This window comes from Luteimonas rhizosphaericola (assembly GCF_029888045.1).
GTDB classification, from domain to species: Bacteria; Pseudomonadota; Gammaproteobacteria; order Xanthomonadales; family Xanthomonadaceae; genus Luteimonas; species Luteimonas rhizosphaericola.
In genome coordinates this window covers 57,643-77,767 of sequence record NZ_JARXRN010000016.1, presented here as the reverse complement: position 1 = coordinate 77,767, position 20,125 = coordinate 57,643, and the positions used below count along the sequence as shown (strand labels likewise).

Annotated in this window: 21 protein-coding genes; 16 read left to right on the top strand and 5 right to left on the bottom strand. The window is 70.8% G+C overall.

Translation table 11 applies throughout. The annotated features are described in order from the left end of the window. Positions 1 to 95: 95 nt before the first annotated feature. Both QFW80_RS01660 and QFW80_RS01655 read right to left on the bottom strand, forming a co-directional pair. Positions 96 to 626 (bottom strand): hemerythrin domain-containing protein, encoded by a 531-nt coding sequence (locus tag QFW80_RS01660; protein WP_280599283.1) that lies wholly within the window; start codon positions 624 to 626, stop codon positions 96 to 98. A gap of 162 nt (positions 627 to 788) precedes the next feature. Then, a complete protein-coding gene (locus QFW80_RS01655; protein WP_280599282.1) occupies positions 789 to 1,250 on the bottom strand; it encodes a tellurite resistance TerB family protein in 462 nt (153 codons plus the stop codon). A 237-nt stretch (positions 1,251 to 1,487) separates the two neighbouring features. Between QFW80_RS01655 and QFW80_RS01650 the strand changes: the two genes are divergently transcribed. Then, positions 1,488 to 1,979 carry a GFA family protein gene (locus QFW80_RS01650; RefSeq protein ID WP_280599280.1) on the top strand — a complete coding sequence of 164 codons (492 nt, stop codon included), beginning with the start codon at positions 1,488 to 1,490 and terminating at the stop codon, positions 1,977 to 1,979. A gap of 179 nt (positions 1,980 to 2,158) precedes the next feature. Here the strand turns inward: QFW80_RS01650 and QFW80_RS01645 are convergent, their stop codons facing one another. After that, positions 2,159 to 3,241 (bottom strand): flavodoxin family protein, encoded by a 1,083-nt coding sequence (locus QFW80_RS01645; protein WP_280599279.1) that lies wholly within the window; start codon positions 3,239 to 3,241, stop codon positions 2,159 to 2,161. A 485-nt stretch (positions 3,242 to 3,726) separates the two neighbouring features. Here QFW80_RS01645 and QFW80_RS01640 point away from each other — a divergent pair, with 485 nt between their 5' ends. The 3 genes from QFW80_RS01640 (at position 3,727) to QFW80_RS01630 (ending at position 8,859) form a co-directional block, all read left to right on the top strand. Continuing rightward, positions 3,727 to 5,175 carry a beta-N-acetylhexosaminidase gene (locus QFW80_RS01640; protein ID WP_280599278.1) on the top strand — a complete coding sequence of 483 codons (1,449 nt, stop codon included), beginning with the start codon at positions 3,727 to 3,729 and terminating at the stop codon, positions 5,173 to 5,175. 151 nt (positions 5,176 to 5,326) lie between these two features. Continuing rightward, entirely contained in the window at positions 5,327 to 6,145 is an 819-nt protein-coding gene (locus tag QFW80_RS01635; protein ID WP_280599276.1) for a DUF1206 domain-containing protein, read from the top strand. 296 nt (positions 6,146 to 6,441) lie between these two features. Next, positions 6,442 to 8,859 (top strand): methyl-accepting chemotaxis protein, encoded by a 2,418-nt coding sequence (locus QFW80_RS01630; RefSeq protein ID WP_280599905.1) that lies wholly within the window; start codon positions 6,442 to 6,444, stop codon positions 8,857 to 8,859. Positions 8,860 to 9,045: 186 nt separating this feature from the next. On the opposite strand, the gene QFW80_RS01625 is transcribed toward QFW80_RS01630, so the two are convergent. Beyond that, a complete protein-coding gene (locus tag QFW80_RS01625; protein ID WP_280599272.1) occupies positions 9,046 to 9,771 on the bottom strand; it encodes an rRNA pseudouridine synthase in 726 nt (241 codons plus the stop codon). A 112-nt stretch (positions 9,772 to 9,883) separates the two neighbouring features. On the opposite strand from QFW80_RS01625, the gene QFW80_RS01620 reads away from it, so the two are divergent. From QFW80_RS01620 to QFW80_RS01585, 8 genes are all read left to right on the top strand, one after another. After that, positions 9,884 to 10,741, top strand: a complete 858-nt coding sequence (locus tag QFW80_RS01620; protein WP_280599270.1) for a PA4780 family RIO1-like protein kinase — start codon at positions 9,884 to 9,886, stop codon at positions 10,739 to 10,741. 238 nt (positions 10,742 to 10,979) lie between these two features. After that, positions 10,980 to 11,456: a lipocalin-like domain-containing protein gene (locus QFW80_RS01615; protein WP_280599268.1), complete on the top strand. Its 477-nt coding sequence runs from the start codon at positions 10,980 to 10,982 to the stop codon at positions 11,454 to 11,456. A 99-nt stretch (positions 11,457 to 11,555) separates the two neighbouring features. Continuing rightward, positions 11,556 to 12,158 carry a lipocalin family protein gene (locus QFW80_RS01610; RefSeq protein WP_280599266.1) on the top strand — a complete coding sequence of 201 codons (603 nt, stop codon included), beginning with the start codon at positions 11,556 to 11,558 and terminating at the stop codon, positions 12,156 to 12,158. Next, positions 12,155 to 13,135 carry a pseudouridine synthase gene (locus tag QFW80_RS01605; protein WP_425603482.1) on the top strand — a complete coding sequence of 327 codons (981 nt, stop codon included), beginning with the start codon at positions 12,155 to 12,157 and terminating at the stop codon, positions 13,133 to 13,135. The genes QFW80_RS01610 and QFW80_RS01605 overlap by 4 nt, the downstream gene beginning before the upstream one ends. Continuing rightward, the gene (locus QFW80_RS17635; RefSeq protein WP_486624497.1) at positions 13,090 to 13,626 is read left to right on the top strand and encodes a GFA family protein; all 537 of its coding nucleotides are present in this window, start codon (positions 13,090 to 13,092) and stop codon (positions 13,624 to 13,626) included. Before QFW80_RS01605 ends, QFW80_RS17635 begins: the two co-directional genes overlap by 46 nt. A 59-nt stretch (positions 13,627 to 13,685) precedes the next feature. Then, positions 13,686 to 14,525, top strand: a complete 840-nt coding sequence (locus tag QFW80_RS01595) for an AraC family transcriptional regulator (RefSeq protein ID WP_280599261.1) — start codon at positions 13,686 to 13,688, stop codon at positions 14,523 to 14,525. Between the two features lie 35 nt (positions 14,526 to 14,560). Then, positions 14,561 to 15,013 (top strand): VOC family protein, encoded by a 453-nt coding sequence (locus QFW80_RS01590; RefSeq protein WP_280599259.1) that lies wholly within the window; start codon positions 14,561 to 14,563, stop codon positions 15,011 to 15,013. Between the two features lie 175 nt (positions 15,014 to 15,188). Next, positions 15,189 to 15,980, top strand: coding sequence for an EAL domain-containing protein (locus tag QFW80_RS01585; RefSeq protein ID WP_425603481.1), 792 nt, complete (start codon positions 15,189 to 15,191; stop codon positions 15,978 to 15,980). A 110-nt stretch (positions 15,981 to 16,090) separates the two neighbouring features. Here QFW80_RS01585 and QFW80_RS01580 read toward each other — a convergent pair whose 3' ends face one another. Beyond that, positions 16,091 to 16,366, bottom strand: coding sequence for a hypothetical protein (locus tag QFW80_RS01580; protein WP_280599258.1), 276 nt, complete (start codon positions 16,364 to 16,366; stop codon positions 16,091 to 16,093). A 294-nt stretch (positions 16,367 to 16,660) separates the two neighbouring features. Between QFW80_RS01580 and QFW80_RS01575 the strand changes: the two genes are divergently transcribed. The 4 genes from QFW80_RS01575 to QFW80_RS01560 all read left to right on the top strand — a co-directional run bounded on the left by QFW80_RS01575 (position 16,661) and on the right by QFW80_RS01560 (position 20,119). Beyond that, positions 16,661 to 17,422, top strand: coding sequence for a hypothetical protein (locus tag QFW80_RS01575; protein ID WP_280599256.1), 762 nt, complete (start codon positions 16,661 to 16,663; stop codon positions 17,420 to 17,422). Between the two features lie 81 nt (positions 17,423 to 17,503). Next, on the top strand, positions 17,504 to 18,457 hold the full coding sequence (locus tag QFW80_RS01570; protein WP_280599255.1) for a glutaminase: 954 nt from the start codon (positions 17,504 to 17,506) through the stop codon (positions 18,455 to 18,457). Between the two features lie 352 nt (positions 18,458 to 18,809). Further along, positions 18,810 to 19,514 (top strand): guanitoxin biosynthesis heme-dependent pre-guanitoxin N-hydroxylase GntA, encoded by a 705-nt coding sequence (gntA, locus tag QFW80_RS01565; RefSeq protein WP_280599253.1) that lies wholly within the window; start codon positions 18,810 to 18,812, stop codon positions 19,512 to 19,514. Continuing rightward, a complete protein-coding gene (locus tag QFW80_RS01560; protein ID WP_280599251.1) occupies positions 19,511 to 20,119 on the top strand; it encodes a DUF1989 domain-containing protein in 609 nt (202 codons plus the stop codon). The genes gntA and QFW80_RS01560 overlap by 4 nt, the downstream gene beginning before the upstream one ends. Positions 20,120 to 20,125: the final 6 nt, after the last annotated feature.

Here is a 20,125-nt window from a genome sequence, read left to right as displayed (position 1 = left end):
GTTGGGCCGGATGCAGGCGGTCTTACGCATGCCCGAGGTGCGAGAGATGCGCAAGGCGCGCGGTCTGCCAACGAAGCTCAACGCGCAACTTCCGCTCAGGCGCGTCGCGTCACCTTGCGCACGGCGGCCTTCATCCCGGTCTGCACGTCCGCCACGGCCGACAGCGCCGCCGCCGCGGGCGATGCCTTCCACTCCTCGTAGGCCACGTCCAGTTCGGCCCGCTCGCTGGGCGTGAAGAGCTTGCGCGCCATCGAGAACATGGTCGACTCTTCCTCGCTGGCATGGTGATCGATCATCTCGCCGAACACCTTGACCCGGCCTGCGAACTGCGGCGTCTTGAAATCGGCGGCATGCACGTCCGGCAGCACCGTGTTCTCGACCGCGCGGTGCTCTTCGACCGCTTCGGCATGGGTCTTGAGTCCGTCGCGGTCGGCGCGCTCGGCGAACTTCGGATAGAACACCGTCTCCTCCCACTTGGCGTGGGGCAGCAGGTTGGCCTTGATCTTCACCAGCAGCTCGGCCCGCTTCTTGCCGGCGCGGTCGGTGGTCGACTCCATCTCCTCGAACAGGCCCCGCAGCGCGTCGTGCTCGGCCTTCAGGGTCTTGAGGATGTCGCGTGTGGCCATGGTGGTACCCCTCCCGTGCGGATGATGGGGGCAAGGTGCGACGCCGGGCGTGGTGAGGGCGTGATCGAGAGGCCGGTTCCATCGCCCGACCGATGCACCGCCGATACGGGCTTGCAGACATGCATCACCGCGGCCCGGGCGTTCGCGCGCTCGGGACGGCGCCTAGGACTTCGCTTCGCCCGCTTCGGCCCTGGCCAGGTGCTTGCGGCGGATGAACTCGGCGTGCGGAACGCCGAGCAGGTCGGCCACGCGGCGCACCATCAGTTCCTCGTGCTTGTCCAGGCGCGCGTCAGCGAAGGCGACCCGCCACAGCCACTCGACCAGCTCGGCGCGCTGGTCGGGTGCCAGCCCGGGGCGCAGGTCGCGGGTGAACTCGTGCAGCGAGATCGACTGCCGCCTGGCGGCGTGCGCCTGTCCGATGAGCGCTTCGAGCTCGCCGGCCGGCATCGCGAACGCCGTGGCCATCGCGCGGTGCACCACCTCGAGCTCCACCGCATCCCCGCCCTCGGCGGTGACGGCCATCTCCAGCAGCAGCGCCGCGGCCGCCCGCGGCAGGGCATGGGGATCGTCGGGGCGTTCATGGCGGTTGACGATGCGGGTGAGGGTATTGAACCAGTCGGTCACGGCGAGGCCCTGTCTGGCGCGGCGGGACACCCGATCTTGGGGCCGCAGGCGGGTTCTCAACCGCGCGATCGGCCGGATGTCAGCTCCGGCTCGGATGCCGCACCGTGGTCGCGACGCAATGGATGCGGCAGGGTCCGACATCGTCGCCGCGTGGAGCTGCGCCGGCGCAGGCCGCTGCACGCCCTGTTCGCGCCTCGGGGGCTAGGGTTCGCGATCCGACCCGCGCGCGAGGCGACCATGCGACTCGAAGGCTCCTGCCACTGCGGTAACGTCCGCTTCCGCTGCCAGGCCTATGCGCCGGTGCCGTTCATGCACTGCTACTGCTCGATCTGCCGCAAGACCGCCGGCGGCAGCGGCAGTGCGGTCAACCTCGGGGCGCGCGCGGACACGCTCGAGATCGAAGGGCGCGAACACCTGGGCGTCTACCAGGCGAAGATCCGCGAAGGCGACGGCGGCTGTCGCGTGAGTTCCGCGCGCAGGCACTTCTGCACCGGGTGCGGCAGTGCGCTGTGGCTGTTCGATCCGGAGTGGCCGGAGCTGGTGCATCCGCACGCCTCGGCGATCGACACGCCGCTCCCCGAGGCCCCGGAGCGGGTGCACATGCTGCTCGACTCGAAGGCGAACTGGGTGGGGGTGCCGCAGGGGGTGAACGAGGTGCACTTCGCGGAGTTTCCGGAGGAGTCGCTCGAGGCGTGGCACCGGCGGCACGGGATGCTCGACGAGACGTGAGCGCAGGCGAGGCGACGTCGCCGTGCGCAACTGTTGAAAAGCCCCGGGTGCGCTTCGCTTACCCGGGCTACGGGAGTGTGCTGTAGCCCGGGTAAGCGCAGCGCACCCGGGATCGACTCACTACACGCGGCGCCGTACGGGATCACCGCAAACCTGTGCGCGATCGCCGCATACACCGCCTACTTCTGTCTCGGGGATTCGAGCGAGTCACCGGCCTCGCGCTCGCCTGCACGCAATTGACGGACGCGTTCGACCAGGGCGCGGGCGGCGTTTCGGCTTTCTTCCAGGATGGCCTGGTCCCGGTCGAGCGCGTCGTGGCTGGTGGCATAGGGTTCGTAGTAGCCGATGAAGCGGTCGACCTGCGATTTCGCGCCGGCATCGATCAGCCCCATGCCCCGCAGCCAGTCCGCCAGCGCGTGGCGCACGGGCTGCGTGCCCTCGGCGTCGCCGTGCACGATCACCGAAAAGGCGCGGCCAGCCAGATGCTGCGGATAGTCCCAGCCGTCGAGTTCGATGCGCTTCGCACGCTCGGCGTCCTTGCCGTGGGTGCTCGTGGGATCGGGATTGCCGCCGTCTGCACATACCAGCCGGTCCATCATCAGCTTCAGCGGCGAGGTCGCCTGGTTCCAGTGCACCGGGGTCACGATCAGCACGCCGTGGGCACCGGCCCACAGCGGGTAGATCTCGTTCATCCAGTCGTGGTGCTGGCCGAGGCCATGGTTGGGGTAGCAGGAACACGGCCAGTGGCACAGCGGCATCGCGGTGGACACGCAGCCCTTGCACGGATGGATGGTGCGGCCGTACTCCGACGTGGTGCGATTGAGTTCGAGTACGTCGCATTCCGCGCCGGCCGCGGTCGCGGCCTCGCGCGCGGCGTCCAGCAGGCGCCAGGTCTTGGACATCTCGCCGGGGCAGGTGTGTTCGCTGCGCGGCGAGGCGCAGACCAGCAGCAGGCGGTCGGGGCTGCCTGCGCTCCGCTGGCGCTGCGCGGCGGCGTCGATCGCGTCACGCGCCGCGCGCCATTCGTCCGAGAGCCGGTACGAGGGATCGTCGAACCCCGGTCCTGCGGGGTGCGTATGCGGCGCCTTGCGCCCTTCGTCGTACGCGTCCCAGGCGATGGCGGTGAGACGGTCGATGGACGCGCGGTGGGCGTCGAACGCCGGATCGGTGAACGCGAGGCGATAGCGGCGCTCGAACTCGTCGCGGTCGAGCTTCGGGTCGGGTTGGCCCTTGCGTGCGGGGGGCGTGGGCGTATCGGTCATGTGTGGCGGTTCCTGGCCGGAGTGGCATGTCTGCGGCCGTGCAGAGGGAGGTCGGAGATCCGTGTCGGGGCGATCCGCTGGCGCCCCGGTGACGCGCCGTCGGCCGCGCATTCCGGACACGGCGCGGACTCCGGATGTCGCCGCCGGATCCGGACTCGCCATCCAACGCCTCCGCCGCGGCGGAGCGGAGATCAGGCGGCGTGTTCCGCCCGGCAGTGGACGATGCCGCTGGAAGAGTGAAGCCGGCGTCGCGGGTGCCCGGTCCGGAGCGGGCTGCAGCGCGACATGGAATGTCCCGCGTGTCGCGACCGGACGCGCTGCACGGGCGATGCATCACGGGTGGACAAACATCCGCCCCGCGGGGACAGTGCACGCTGCTCCGGCCCGCCGAGGCCGACGATGGGGATCGATCGCCGATGACGTTCAAGCGCGTGTTGTTCGCAATGCTGGCCGCGACTGCTTTGGCCGCCGCTCCGGTCGCTGCCGTGGCGGAACCCGACGCGGCGAACGCCGCACCGCATCTGGTACCGCTGCCGCGGTCGGTCTCGATGCACCCGGGGGAGCTCCGCATCGCTGGCGCGGTGGAACTGCGCGACACGGCATCGGCGCCCGATGCCGCGGCCGCGCTGAAGCGGACCCTGGATGCGCTGGAGATCGGCGTCGACGCCGCGGCGTCGGTGCGCATCCACCTGCAGCGGTTCGACGACGCTGCGCTGGGCGACGAGGGCTACCGGCTGGTGGTTGGCGATCACGTGCAGCTGGTCGCGCGTACCGACGCCGGCCTGCTGCACGCGGTGCAGACGCTGCGCCAGCTGCTGCCGGCGCAGCCGCAGGCCGAGCTGCGGCTGCCGCGGCTGGAGATCGTGGACGCACCGGCATACCGCTGGCGCGGCCTGTCGCTGGACGTGGCGCGCAGCTTCCTGCCGGTGGACTACGTCGAACGGACGATCGACCGCATGGCGCGCTTCAAGCTCAACCGTCTGCACCTGCACCTGACCGACGACCAGGGCTGGCGGATCGAGATCAAACGCTGGCCGAAGCTGGTGGAGATCGGCGGCGCCAGCGCGGTGGAAGGCGGCCGCAGCGGCTGGTACACCCAGGACGAACTGCGCCACCTGGTGGCCTACGCGCAGGCGCGCGGCATCACCATCGTGCCCGAGATCGACGTGCCCGGCCACGTGCAGGCGGCGCTGGCGTCGTACAACGAACTGGCGTGCGACGACGAGGACAACCTGGCGCCGTATTCGGGCCTGGAGGTCGGCTTCAGCGTGCTGTGCCTGGACAAGCCCGAGGTGGTGTACCCGTTTGTCCAGCAGGTGCTGGAGGAAGTGCTCGCGATCTTCCCGTCGCGGGAAATCCACATGGGCGGCGACGAGATCAAGCATCCGCGATACGCGGAGTTCGTCTCGCGCACCGCGGCGATGGTCGCGGAGCAGGGGCGCACGGCCATCTTCTGGGAGGAAGGATCGGTTGCCGACACCGCTCCCGACGTGGTCTTCCAGTTCTGGAACGACGGCTACGACATCGCCGCGGCGGTCGAGGAAGGCCATCCGCTGATCCTCTCGCCGTGTTCGTACTTCTACATCGACCACGGCAACTACGCCGGCCAGCCGCAGACCTACGACTGGTGCCGCAAGGAGGGCGTGCCGCTGGCGCGGCTGTACGCCTTCGACCCGACGCCGTTCCCGACCGCGCTGGGCATCGAGGCCGCGCTGTGGACCGAGCTGGTGCACACCGATGCCGCCGCCGACAACCGCCTGTGGCCGCGCCTGGCCGCGGCCGCCGAGGTCGCCTGGACGCCCACCGCGCAGCGCCGCTACGCGGACTTCGTGCGGCGCATGGGTGCGCTGCGACCGCATCTGGATGCGATGGACATCGGCTACCACCCGGAACCGGACCTGGGTTGGCAGTCCGAGGGGTCCGCGGCCGAGTAGGGTACGGGCACGGGCGTCCGCGCGAGTTCCGCTTCAGGCGTTGCGCGTCATGGGTCATCGCCCGTGCGGCGCCCGACACGTGCGCGTACAGGTTCACGTGCGCAGGACAGCCATGCTGCCATCAATGCGCCTCCAGACCAGGGAGTGCAGGATGGATCTCGACGTGGCGGGTGCGCGCACGGCGCGCGAAGTGGCCGGCTGGGTGCCGCCGCTGGCCAGGCTCGGCTATGCGGCCAAGGGCGTGGTGTACGGCCTGGTCGGCTGGATCGCGCTCCGCGCGGCGATGGAGGCGGGCAGCCCGGAGGGCGCCTCCGGAGCGCTGGCCGAACTGACCGACGAACGCGGCGGCAGCCTCATGCTCGTGCTGGTCGCGGCCGGGCTGCTGTGCCATGTGCTCTGGCGCGTCGTGCAGGCGGTGCTGGATCCGGAGCATCCGCGCGGATCGGACGCGAAGCGCTGGGCGATGCGCGCGTTCTACGGCCTGAGCGCGGTGATCTACGGATCGCTGGCGTGGACGGCGTGGCGCCTGTCGCGCGGCGCGAGCGACGGCGGCGATGCGGGCGAAGGCCGGGAACTCTGGATCCGTACCCTGCTGGAGCAGCCGCTGGGCGCCTGGCTGGTGATGCTGGTCGGGATCGGGGTGATGGGCTACGGCCTGCACCAGCTCCGCAAGGCCTGGACCGGCGATGTCGACCGCAAGATGGCCGGCGCCGATGTGCGGGTGTCGCGCGGCGTGCATCTGCTCGGGCGCGTCGGCACGGCCGCGCGAGGCGTGGTGCTGCTGCCGATCGGCTGGTTCGTGTTCGTGGCCGGGCGTGAATTCCGCAGCGATGCGGCGGCCGGCACCGAGGACGTGCTGCGGATGCTGGGCCACGGCTGGCTGCTGGTCGCGGTGGCGGTCGGACTGATGGCCTATGGCGCGCACCAGGTCGCCAAGGCGCTGTACCGGCGGATCGACGGGCCCGGGTGATGCCGCGCCGCCGGTGCCTGACGGGGGAATGCGGATCGACCCCGGGTGCGCGGGTGCCTTTCCGACGAACGGCGGTTCCCCCGCGCAGGTGCTGGATGGGTTGGAGGGGAGGCTCCGGGCGAGCAGGATCAAGCACTTGATCGACGTTCCGGGCGCCGTGTGTGGCGGCACGCAATGCCTGTCGCGCTCGTGGGACCCACCCCCGACGAAGGGATGAGATCGGGTCGGCTCAGTTTGGCCGGGTCGCGCCGCTAAACAGCGCGATCCGATCCGGGTCGACCATCGTTCCCGCCCGCATGAAGACCCTGCTTACCGTATGGAACGACCGCAGTGCGGCGTTCAAGCTCACGCTGGTCTGCTGTCTGTCCACCTTCGGCATCCTCGTGCCATCCGCGCTGTATCTCTCGCAGCTCCGGGCGGCACACGCCGTCAGCCGTACCGAACTCGACAGCATGGCGCCCCTGGGCTCGATGCTGGAGCTGGTGGCCGCGCTGAACCTGCGGCTGGGCGCGCTCGACCCCGCGGGTCCCGACGCCACGCGAGACCTCGCTCCGCTGTATGCCGACACGCTCGCCCGGGTATCGTCCCAGCCCCACCTTGTCGCCAGCCGCCAGCAGCTGGCCGCGCTCGCACAGCAGTGGCCCTCCGTGCAGGCGTCCGCGCCGGACGACCCGGCGCTGCTCGGGCATGCCGCGCAGGCACTGGTCGCACTCGACACGCTGCGCGATGAAAGCGCGCTGGTGTACACACCGCACGTCGACAGCTATCACCTGGTGATCGGGGCCACGCGCGCACAGCCCGAGGCGGGCCGTGCGCTCGCCGCCCTGCTGAGCGATATCCGCCAGCGCGGTGCAGACGTCGAGGACGGCATGCGCGCGACGCTGCGCCACCAGCTCGCCGGAACGCTGCAGGTGTATGTGCGCGAAGTGGACAAGGCGCTCGCGCTGCGGCCCGATGCCGGCGCGGCCCTCCACGCCGCTCACGCCGCCCTGCGCGATGCGCCCGCCCTTTCGGACCCGCAGGCCCCCGCGCCACTGCTGTCGGAGCTGTCGGGCAGGCTGGATGCCAGCCGCGAGGCGGCCCTGGCCGAACTGCAGCGGCAATCCGGACTGCACCTGGCGAATGCACGCCAGCGCATGGGCTGGGGACTCGCCCTGGCGCTGCTGGTGACGGGCCTGATCGTGGCCGTGTCCTGGTACACCGTGCGCAAACTCTCCCAGGGCATCCGCGAAGCCGCGAGGATCGCGTCGCGCATCGCCGGCGGTGAGCTCGACAACCCGATTCCCGAGCACGCGCGCGATGAGATCGGCCAGTTGTTCCGCAGCATGGACGCGATGCAGTCCACGGTACGTCGCGTCGTCGCCTCGCAGCGCGAGATGGCGGCCCGGCACGAGGCGGGGACGATCAGTTACCGGTGCGACGAAACCGCCTTCCCCGGCGGGTTCGCAGAGATGGTGCGGGGCACCAATGCGCTGGTCGCAGCGCACATCCAGGTCAAGATGCGACTCGTCGAAGTGATCCAGCGCTACGCGGTCGGCGATCTGTCGGTCGACATGGACGTGCTTCCCGGCGAGAAGGCGGTCCTGACCCGGGCGATGGACGAAGCCAAGCGCAACCTGCAGGCGATCAACGCCGACATCAGGCGACTGGCGGCTGCGTCGGCGGCGGGCGACTTTTCCCAGCGCGGCGATGCGCAGGCGTACGAGTACGATTTCCAGGCCATGATCGCCAGCCTCAACCAGCTGATGGAGACGGCCGACGCGAACCTCTCGAGCCTGTCGCAGGTGCTCCGCTCGGTCGCCGACGGCGACCTGACGCGCGAGATGCAGGGCGATTTCCATGGCGTCTTCGCGCGCATGCGCGACGATGCCAACGCCACGGTACGCCAGCTCAGGACCATCGTCGGCGGCATCCAGGACGCCACCGGCTCGATCAACCTGGCCGCAGCGGAAATCTCGGCCGGCAACGCGGACCTGGCTCGCCGCACCGAGCAGCAGGCCGCCAGCCTGGAGGAGACCGCGGCGACGATGGAACAGTTCACCGCCACCGTCCAGCAGAATGCCGCCGCCGCGCGCCAGGCGGATCGCCACGCCGCGGACGCCTCGTCGCTGGCGTCGGACGGGGGGCAGGTCATGGGCAAGGCGGTGGCGACGATGGGCCAGATCGAACAGTCCTCGCGACGGATTTCCGAGATCATTTCGGTGATCGACGGCATCGCGTTCCAGACCAACATCCTCGCGCTCAACGCCGCGGTCGAGGCTGCGCGTGCGGGGGAGCAGGGCAGGGGTTTCGCCGTCGTCGCGGCGGAGGTGCGGTCGCTCGCGCAGCGCTCGGCGACGGCGGCGAGGGAGATCAAGCATCTGATCGAGACGTCTGTGCACGACATCGGCGCCGGATCGGCGCTGGTGGGCGAGGCCGGCACGTCGATGGAGCGCGTGGTCGCCGCGGTCCAGCGCGTGAGCGGGATCATCGCCGAGATCTCGGCCGCGTCCCAGGAGCAGGCCATCGGCATCGAGCAGGTCAGCCAGTCGATCGCGCAGATCGACGAGGGCACCCAGCAGAACGCTGCGCTGGTGGAGCAAGCCTCCGCTGCGGCCCGTTCGATGGAGCAGCAGGCACAGGACCTGCGCGCAGGCGTGTCGCGTTTCCGGACCGGTGGCCCGCAGCCTTCAGCGGACGCGCGACGGTACCCGCAGGCAGCCGTCGCTGCATGATGCAGCCCGGGATCCGACTGTCCCTGGCGGCGTCTCTAGGACGGTGCCACGGCTGGCGGCGGCCGGCCGTGGCGTCCCGCCGCGGGGCGGGGACGCATGGGTTTGGATGGTGGCGAATGCAGGGTCGGGGTGCCTGGCCGGAGGGGACTCCACGGCCCGATGCGCATCCGAACCTTGGAGGACGGGTCAGAAGCGCTCGCCGACCGGCAGGTAGCGCCACGCCCCGACCGGCATCTTCGCCAAGGGCACCCGGCCGATGCGCAGCCGCCGGATCGCCACCACCTCCAGGCCCACCTGCCGGCACACGTCGCGCAGCTGGCCGGGCTGCACGCCCTTGAGCGCGAACCGCAGGCGCACCTCGTTCTGCCAGCTGACCTGGCACGGCGGCAGGGCGCGCCCGCGGTACGACAGCCCGTGCCTGAGCCTGGCCAGGCCGTAGGGGGCGATCTCGCCGGCCACCTCGACCACGAACTCCTGTTCGATGCCCTGCAGGTCCTCGGTGAGGCGGCGCCACACGCGACCGTCCTGGCTCAGCACCACCAGGCCGCTGGCGTCGGCGTCCAGCGGCACCAGCGGCGTGAGGCGATGGAAGTGGCGCTGCAGCGGACGCACTCCGGACGGATCGTCGATCCAGCGCGTGTCGGGCCGGACGAGCGCGGCTAAGGCGGCGGGGTCGCGCCCCGCGTCGAACCCCGCGGGCCTGTGCAGCAGCACGGTGGCGGGTTCGACGGCGTCCAGGCGCGCATCGGGATCGAGCTCGACCACGGTCTCGTCCCGGACCGCGAGCGCGGGATCCTCGACCACGACACCGTCCACGCGGACCCACCCGCCCTTGATGTACTGCTCGGCCTCGCTGCGCGGGCAGCGGGCGAGCGCGGCCACGCGCTTGGCCAGTCGAACCGGTTCGGACATCGCGCCAGCCATGCAGTTCAGGACAGGCAGTGTAGCGATCGTGCACTCTAGGCGCCCTGCGATCGCCGCGGCACCCGGTGTGCCGCACGGCGCGCCCCCTGATCGAGGTGACATGAAGACCCCGCCCGGCCTGCAGCCGCTGATCGACGATGGCGTGATCGACGCCGTGATGCGACCGCTCAAGAGCGGCAAGGAAGCGGCCGTGTACGTGGTCAGCGCGGGCGGCGAGATCCGCTGCGCCAAGGTCTACAAGGACATGGCGCAGCGCAGCTTCCAGCAGCGCGTGCAGTACCAGGAAGGGCGAAAGGTGCGCGGCAGCCGCGAGGCGCGCGCGATCGCCAAGGCCAGCAAGTACGGGCGGCGGCAGCAGGAAGCGGAGTGGAAGAACACCGAGGTCGACGCGCTCTACCAGCTGCGCGATGCCGGCGTGCGCGTGCCTGAGCCCTTCGGCTACTTCCACGGCGTACTGGTCATGGAGCTGGTGGTCGATGCCGATGGCCATTCCGCGCCGCGGCTGGGCGAGGTGGAGCTGTCGCCGGACCAGGCGCGCGGGTTCCATCGCTTCCTGGTGCGGCAGGTGGTGAAGATGCTGTGCGCCGGCCTGATCCACGGCGACCTGTCCGAGTACAACGTGCTGGTCGCGCCGGACGGGCCGGTGATCATCGACCTGCCGCAGGTGGTCAGCGCCGCGGGCAACAACGCCGCGCGCACGATGCTGCTGCGCGACGTGAACAACCTCACCGCCAGCCTCGGCGCGTGGGCGCCGGAGCTGCTGGACACCTGGTACGGCGAGGAGATGTGGGCGCTGTACGAGGCCGGCGAGCTGCGACCGGATACCGAACTGACCGGCACCTTCGCGCACGACGAATCGGCGCCCGACCTCGACGGCGTGCGACACGCCATCAACGACGCGCGCGAGGAGGCCCTGATCCGGCAGCAGGGCCGGGAGGCCGCGGCGGAGGGCGATTGAGCCGATGGCATCGCGTGGCGCATGCGATTTCCTCGCAGCGACGACGGATGCTTGGGCCCGGCCCGACGCGTTGGCGAACGCGCCGGCCGGTTCGAGCATGTCCGGTGGTGCCGGCCACGGCGCGTTGACGCGCCCGCCGCTAGGGTAGCCGCATGCGCAAGACGTTTCTCCAGCGCCGCGGCTGCGCCGGCATCGGGATCACGCCTCCGCCCGACGCTCGCGGCGAAGGACGCGTCGCATGACATCGCACCCGCCGGTCAGCGCGCCGCATGCGGCACCGCGGGGCGATGGGGATGCAGCCACCATCACCGGTACGTGGCGGCTCGTGTCCTACGAAGTGGAGGTGCGCACAAGTGGCCGGCGCTTTCCTGCGATGGGCGCCCACCCGACGGGCTACACGATCTTCAGCCTCGAAGGGCGGGTCTGGTTCATGCTGACCGGCGACGGCCGCGTCCCGGGCGACAGCGATGCCGAGATGGCCCGGCTGCTCGAAACGCTGATCGCCTACACCGGGCGCTACCGCATCGAGGGCGACGACTGGGTGACCGAGGTCGACGTGGCCTGGAACCCGGCATGGGTCGGCACCGAGCAGCGACGCCAGTTCACGCTCGACGGAGACCGGCTCGCCGTGCTCACGCCCTGGCGCGTGATGCCCAACTGGGCGGACGAGGGCGAGTCGCGCAGCATCATCAGCTTCGAACGCGTCGAGCGCTGACACGGCGATGCGCGTGTGCTGACCTGGCGGCAAGGGCCTCACGCAGTCCCGACCGGGGCCGCGGCACGCTACGCGCCCCCTCGCCCCGAGCCCGTGCCGATGCGCCGTCTCCCGATCCGCTTCGCCCTCGCGGCCGTTCTGGTCCACGTCGCCGGCGTCGCAACTGCGGAGGCGCCTGCCCAAGTGCCGAACGTACCGGTCGAGACCGTCGACCTCGCGCGCTACGCGGGCACCTGGTACGAGCAGGCACACCTGCCGATGGTGTTCCAGCGCCAGTGCGTTGCCGATACCACGGCGACCTATCGCGCGAACGAAGACGGCACGTTGGACGTGGTGAACCGGTGCCGTACCCGCGAAGGCGGCTTCGAGGAGGCACGCGGCGTTGCGCGCACCGTCGACGGCCGCTCATCGACGCTGGAGGTGCGGTTCGCGCCACACTGGCTGTCGTGGTTGCCGCTCGTGTGGGGCGACTACTGGGTGATCGCGCTGGACGAGGCGGCGTACCAGTGGGCGATGGTGGGCGCGCCCGACGCGGATTACCTGTGGATCCTCTCGCGCACGCCGCAGCTGGACCCGTCGGTCCGCGCGCAGCTGGTGGAGCAGGCGCGCGCGATGGGCTATCGGGTGGATGAGCTGATCGAGACGCCGCAGCGCTCGCAGGCCATGGAAGCCGGTCCCGGGGCGGGCGCGACGCGGGAATGAGCGTGCGGGCCACCGCCCCGTGGCGCGGCCGCTATCCTGACGCCGTGCTCCGACCCCCACACGTCTCCACCGACGGCGTTCCTGCCAGCCGGCTGCAGCTTCCGCCGGGCCCCTGGACCACCGTGCTGGACGCGCTGTGCGCCAGGTTCCCGGCGATCGATGCGGCCACCTGGCGCGGAAGGTTCGCGCGCGGGCGCGTACTCGGGGCGGACGGGCAGCCGCTCGCCGAGGATGCGCCCTACCGCTGCGGCGCCGAGATCACGTACTTCCGCGAAGTGCCCGACGAACCGGCGGTCCCGTTCGCCGAGACGATCGTGCATGCCGACGCCCACCTGGTGGTGGCCTGCAAGCCGCACTTCCTGCCGGTGGCCCCCACCGGCGCATGGGTGCGCGAAACCCTGCTGGCGCGGCTGGTGCGCAGGCTCGACAACCCGGCGCTGGTGCCGCTGCACCGGATCGACCGCGACACCGCGGGCCTGGTGCTGTTCTCGGCCGATCCGGCAAGCCGCGGCGCCTACCAGGCGCTGTTCCGGGAACGGCGCATCCGCAAGCGGTACCTGACGGTGGCGCCGCCGCTTCCGGCGCTGGCGTTCCCGCATGTGCATCGCAGCCGGCTGGAACGCGGCGCGCCGTTCTTCCGCATGCGCGAAGTGCCGGGTCCGGCGAACAGCGAGACGCGCATCGACGTGGCCGTTCGCGGCCGCGACGCCTGGATCTATCGGCTCGAGCCGGCCACCGGCCGTAAGCACCAGCTGCGGGTGCACATGGCAGCACTGGGCGCGCCGATCCGGAACGACCGCTGCTATCCGGCGCTGAGCGATCCCCGCGCCGACGACCCGGAACACGCACTGCAGCTGTTCGCGCACACGCTGGCCTTCGACGATCCGCTGACCGGCGAGCCGCGTGCCTTCGCCGCCCCCGGCGGGGCGGGATGGGGGCAGGTCGACGCCGCGATGGGCGCTGGCGTGGTGGAATAGCGGCGGACGCACGGATCCGGCGCGCCCGCCTGCCAGGCGCCCGACGCGCGCGTCACGCCCCGGCCGTCATGCTCGCCCGCATCGCAAGGGAGACGCCTATGCCACGGTTCGAAGCTGGATGCCTGTGCGGCGATGTTCGCGTCGTCGCCCAAGGAGCGCCTAATCGCGTCGGGCTGTGCCACTGTATGGACTGCCGCAAGCATCACGGCGCACTGTTCCTGGCCACGGCGATGTTCCCGGTGGATGCGGTGCAGATCACGGGCAGCACCCACCACTACGCCAACCGCCATTTCTGTCCGCATTGCGGTTCATCGGTGTTCTCGATCACAGGCGACGAGGTCGAACTGCACCTGGGCGCACTGGACGAGATCGACCGGCTGGCGCCGACCTACGAACTCTGGACCGTGCGCCGGGAGGCGTGGCTGCCGGAGTTTCCGCTGGCGCGGCGCTACCCGGGCAACCGCACGTCCACGGGCCGACACGAACCCTGAGCGGGCGTCGCGGACACCTGGCGCATGCGCACACCCGCCGGTGGCGCTATGGTCCGCACATGCGCCTGACCCTCACCCCGGACCCGCGGCTGCGGCCTTACGTCTCCAGCCTCTGGCTCGGCGTGCGGGCGCCGGGCGCGGACCGCGAGTGCGTGCTCCCGTCCGGCCAGATGCATCTCGCGGTGCGGCTTGTGGGCGGACCGGTGCGGATCTACGACGGCGTGGCCGCGCCCGCCGCCCTCGGCACGGGCGATGCGCTGGTCGCGGGGCTGCAGGTGTCGCCGTACTGGAAGGACGCGGACGTCGCGACGCTCACCGTCGGTGCGCAGCTGCGGCCTGGTGCCGCCCTGGCCCTGTTCGGCGTGTCCGCGCATGACCTCGCCGGGCGTCACGCCGGGCTGGGTGCGATCTGGAGCGGCGATGCCGACCGGTTGCGGGACGCGCTGCACGACGCGACCGCACCGTACGCGCGTCTTGCCGTGCTGGAAGCGGCCCTGCTGTCGCGGCTTCGCCCCCGTGGCATGCATCCCGCGGTCGCCGCGACGCTGGCGCTGATCCACGCCAGCCCTGCGGCGGGGCGCCTGCCGGCGCTGTCGGGCGTCAGCCAGCGCCACTTCATCGCGCGCTTCCGCGAAGCGACGGGCCTGTCGCCCAAGCGCTACGCGCGCCTGCACCGCTTCCGCTCGCTGGTGCAGTCGCTGCAGGAGGGCGGCGACCAGCCGCTGGCGGACCTGGCGCTGGCCGCCGGCTACAGCGACCAGGCGCACTGCAGTCGCGAGTTCCGGGAATTCGCGGCGACCACCCCGCAGGCCTGGCGGCGCGAACATGCCGGCGATCACCGGCCGGGATCGGGCTCCGGCGCAGGTCAGTTCCGTACAAGACCCTCGGCCGGCCGCTGAAACACAGTGCGCCCACGCATTCCAGGGAGACTCCCATGACCGGACAGGCGCTGTACCCCTACCTGTGCGTGGCCGACACGGCGCGCGCCATCGAGTTCTATTGCGGCGTGTTCGGCGGGACGGAGCGGTTCCGCCTGGTCGAACCCGGCGGCCGCATCGGCCACGCGGAAGTGGACATCGACGGCACCACGCTGATGCTGTGCGACGAATTTCCCGAACTGGACATCCGCCGGCCCGCGGCCGGCCACGGCTACAGCACCACGATGCACCTGCACGTGGACAATGCCGACGCCGTGATCGCGCGGGCCGTCGATGCCGGCTCCACCCTGCTCATGGCGCCGGCCGACGCGTTCTACGGCGAACGCTCCGGCGTGATCGTCGACCCGTTCGGGCACCGCTGGAACATCGGCCACAGCATCGAGGACGTCTCGCCCGAGGACATGCAGCGTCGCTATTCGGCGATGACGGCTCCGCCCGGCACCGGTTGAACCATCCCGGCGGCGGGGACAGGGCGCTCGCGCACGCGCAACCCTCCATCCGCCAGCCGCGCGACAGGCCGGGGTACGCCGCCCACGCCAGCGCTTCAGGGACCTGAGCGGGCGCCGTTATCGATCGAAAGCCCGCAGCGCTACCATGGCCGGGCGGCGCGCCTCGAGGAGTTCCATGTACCTGCACCAGTTCTTCGGACAGACCCCGACGCCGCGCGCCTGCGCGTCGTGCGAGGGCGACCAGCGCCTCGACTTCGAAGTGCGGATGGCGTTCCAGCCGATCGTGGATGCGCGCGACCGCACGATCTACGGCTACGAGGCGCTGGTGCGCACGGTCGACGGCGGGGGTGCGGGCGAAGTGCTGGCGCGCGTGCAGCCAGAGCAGCTGTACCGGTTCGACCAGACCTGCCGGGTCAAGGCGATCGTCACCGCGGCCGGACTCGGGCTGCGCGAGCGCCTGTTCATCAACTTCTTCCCGAACGCGGTGTACCAGCCGGAAACCTGCATTCGCCTCACGCTGCAGGCGGCCCAGATGTCGGGCTTTCCGACCGACAAGCTGGTGTTCGAGGCGGCCGAGTCGGAACAGGTGACCGACCAGGCGCATGTCTCGCGCATCTTCCGCGACTACCGCAACCGCGGCTTCCAGACCGCGATCGACGATTTCGGCGCCGGCTACGCGGGCCTGTCGTCCCTGGTCGCCTTCCAGCCGGACCTGATCAAACTCGACATGGGCCTGGTGCGCGGGATCGACGCGGACCCGGTGCGGCAGGCCATCGTCGCGGGCGTGACGGGTATCGGCAACCGGGTGGGGTCGACGCTGCTGGCCGAAGGGGTCGAGACGGCGGACGAGTACCGCACGTTGCGCGGACTCGGGATCGACCTGTTCCAGGGATATCTGTTCGGGCGTCCGGCGCTGGAGCGGCTGGACGTCGTGCCGGACGCGACCTGGGCATCGCTGGCGGCCTGAGCGCCCGTATCCGCGTCGCGCGCAGGGGCGCGGCCGCCTCGCGCGTCGGCGCAGTCCGCGTCAGCGCGGGACGCGTCCAACGTCGGCGCGCTGAACCACGGGGCGCCGGCTCAGGGGGCGGACGCAGGCGCCTGCGCATCTTCGCCAGCGCGTCGACTGGCACGCGCATGCGCGCAGTGGGCGACGATGTCGTGCCGTTCGGCCAGGGCTTCGAACCGCGCGCACAGCCATTCGTGGAGGTCCGGTTCGGTCAGGCGCATGAGCGTCGCTTCGGCGTGGCTCAGGGTCGCCGCCATATCGACTTTCGCGTCGGCTTTCCCCGACATGCGCTCGAGCTCTTCGGCGAGTTCGAACAGGGCGGTCTCGCAGTAGTCCTTGTCGTGCATGGCGTGGCTCGGGTCGGGCGGCGGTGGTCGGACGGGGAGGGGGCAGGCGGTGCGTCGCGACGCCCACGGCAGCGACTGTGGGCGCCGCCGCGGCAAGTTCCCGTGAATGCCGGTGCGGGCGTGGCGATGCGTGGACACGACGGCGGACCGTCACGTCGCGGCGGATGGGCCACGCCGGCGCAACGCATCGGTCGTGCCATCGCGGCAGGGCGGGACTGGCTAGGGGGTGGGCCGCTGCCGGGCGGCGCCTTCCGGCCTCGCCGCCCCTTCACGCGGCGTGCCTAAGCTGTGCCGATGGCCAGGCTCTCCGAGACGTTCTGGAACTTCCGCGGCTCGCATCGCATCGCCGGGATCCTCGACGTGGGTACGCAGATGTCGCTGGTACGGCGAGGCGACGGTCGTTTCGTCGTGGTCGACGGCTGTCCGCTCGACGGGGCGCAGCAGGCCGAGCTGATGGCGCTGACAGAGAACGGCGAACAGGTCGCGGCCGTGGTGCACGTGCACCCGTTCCATACCCTGCACGTCGAACCCACCCGACGGTTGTTCCCGAAGGCGACGCTGTACGGAACGGCCCGCCACCGCGAGCGGGCGCCCGCGCTGCCGTGGACCGGGCCGCCCGTGGAGACCTGGGGCGAGGAACATCCGCTGGCCGACCTGTTCGATCTCTCGGTGCCCGACGGCGTGGACTTCGTCTGCCCCGATCCGCGCGTGCACGTAGCTTCCGTGCTGGTCCGCGAACGCCGCAGCCGGGTCGTCCACGTGGACGACACGTTCAACGTGCTGGCGGCGCCGGGCGTGCTGCGCCGCCTGCTGCCGGTGTCGCGCCTGCGCATGCACCCCATGCTGGCGAAGGCGCTCCGGCCGCAGGCCGGCGCCGCCGCGGCCTACGCGGAGTGGGCGCGGACGTTGGCGACGCGCTGGGCCGATACCCGCGTGGTCTGCGCCGCCCATTCGGCGGTGCGCGAACTCCCCGAAGGCGGCTTCGCGGCCGAGGTGGAGTCGGCCCTGGGGAAGGTGTCGCGCACGCTGGAACGCCATCGCCAGCGCTACGGCTAGCGGCGCGCCAGCGGGCCTGACGCGGTCTTACGGGCGCGGGGCCTAGGCTGGGCCGCCCACCGCCCGCCCGACCGGAGCCGCATGCGCAAGCCGCCGCAGAACCCGCACGATCTCAGCCGTCACGACCTCGACGACATTCTGGGCACCATCAACGAGGACGTGCGGCAGCGCTTCGGCGAGGGCAAGCTCCCCGACTACATTCCCTCGCTGGCGGAGGTGCCGAAGGACCGCTTCGGCATGGCGCTCGCGCTGCCCGACGGCAAGATCCATGCGGTGGGCAATGCACGGGAGCGGTTCTCGATCCAGAGCGTGTCCAAGGTGTACACGCTCACGCTGGCGCTGTCGGCGGTGGGGGACGAGCTGTGGAAACGGGTCGATCGCGAACCCTCGGGCGATCCGTTCAACTCGCTGGTGCAGCTGGAGTACGAGAAGGGCATCCCCCGCAACCCGTTCATGAATGCCGGCGCGCTGGTCACGGCCGACGTCGTGCTCTCGAGCTACGACGACGCGGAAGCGACGCTCATCGGATTCATGCGCACGCGTTCCGGCAACCCGGAGATCGGTTCCGACGAGGTGGTGGCGAAGTCCGAGCGCGAAAGCGGCCACCGCAACGTCGCCATGGCGAACTTCATCCGCAGCTACGGCAACCTCGAGAACTCCGTCGACGACGTGCTCGCCTTCTACTACCTGCAGTGCTCGCTGCGCATGGACTGCGTGGACCTGGCGCGCAGCGTGCAGTACCTCGCCGACGCGGGCCACTGCGCCACGTCCGGGGTGCAGGTCACCAGCGCCGAAGGCGCCACCCGCATCAACTCGGTGATGATGACCGCCGGCACCTACGACGCCGCGGGGGATTTCGCCTACTACGTGGGACTGCCGGCGAAGAGCGGCGTCGGCGGCGGCATCGTCGCGGTGGTGCCGCACGTGATGGGCATATGCGTCTGGTCGCCGGGGCTGGACGACAAGGGCAATTCATTGCTGGGTCGGTACGCCCTGCACCGGTTCACGCGCATGACCGGGCTCTCGGTGTTCTAGGCGCGTCGGTCCACCAGATGACGTCCGGCCCTCCAGCGCCGTCGCGCACGGATCCGGTGTGCGCCGACGCCGGGCGACAGCATCCAGGCCATCAGGATGACCGGTCCGCCGCGCGATGCGGCCGCGCGCGACTGGCCTGGTGCGCGATTGACCTGGTATAGGGAACGATCGACTCGTCTGCCGATCCAGTACCGGCGCGTAGCGTTCTTGATGTGTTGTGCGGGTGCACGCGTAACAAGGATGCACGCGAGCGTCACCCCGGTGAATGACGCCTGACCTGGACTGCGCGCGCTTCGTGCAGGGGTGCGGAGGCTCACGCGTTCGTGTCCGCGTGCCCGATAGGGTGACCCGCATGAAGACCTCCTCCCTGCAGTCCCCCGCCGGTCCCGGCGATGTTCTTTCGCAACGTTTCCTTGGCAAGATCGCCGACCAGGACTTCCCCTGCGTCGGTTCGAAGGCGGCACTCGCGCGCGACGCGATCGAGACGTTCGAACTGCAGCGTCTCGGCAGCCGCGCCAACGATGGCCCGCTGCTCGATGCGCTTGCCGCCTTCGCCAGTCGCATCGAAGCGATGCCGGACACCGACACCACCGTGCATTCCTTCGTCGCGCTGTTCGACGGACCGTTCGATGCCGATGAGCGGCGGTTCGAGGCGATGCTGTGGTCGCAGCTGCAGCGGCTGCACGACCTCGACGCGCGCCGCGGCACGGCGTGGGCTGCAGACGTCAGCCGCGACCCGGACGATCCGCGTTTCAGCCTGAGCCTGGCGGGCCACCCGTTCTTCGTGATCGGCCTGCATCCGGGCGCCTCGCGCCTGGCGCGCCGGTTCGAGGCGCCGGTGATGGTGTTCAACTCGCACCGGCAGTTCGACCGCCTGCGCGCCGATGGACGCTACGCCAAGATGCAGGCCGCCACGCGCCAGCGAGACGTCGCCCTGCAGGGATCCATCAATCCGAACCTGGCCGACTTCGGCACCGCGCCGGAAACCCGCCAGTACAGCGGGCGCCATGTCGAGGCCGACTGGTCGTGTCCCTTCCACGTCAGGAAACCGCGATGACGGCGTCGCAGGTGCACCGCATCGCGCCGTGTTCGGGCTGCGCGATCGAACTCGAGGCAGGCGACGAACTCGTGGTCATGGACCCCATGGGTCAGCAGGTGAGCGACCTCACCGCATTCGCGCGCGAGGACCTGGCCGAATACCTCTCCTCGGGCCGCTCGATCGACTACGCCGCGAAGCTGTGGCTGACGAGCGGCGACACGCTGTACTCCAATCGCAGCCGCCCGATGTTCACCATCGTCGACGATACCTGCGGCCGGCACGATTTCACCCTGACACCGTGCTCGAAGGAAATGTTCGAGAAGCTGTACGGCGAGGCGGAGGGCCGGCCGGGCTGCGAAGGCAACCTGGCGTCGGCGCTGGCGCCCTACGGGATCGGCCGCGACCGGATCCCGGTCGCCTTCAACATCTTCATGAACGTCACTTTCGACCCGCAGTCGGGCGCCGTGGCGGTGCTGCCGCCACTGAGCAAGGCGGGCGACCACATCCGCCTGCGTGCGGAAATGCCGCTGGTGGTGGCGATGACGGCCTGCTCGGCAGGCCAGTCGAACAACTTCAGCTACAAGCCGATCGACTTCCGGATCGAACGCGCCGCGGCTGGATGACCGCAG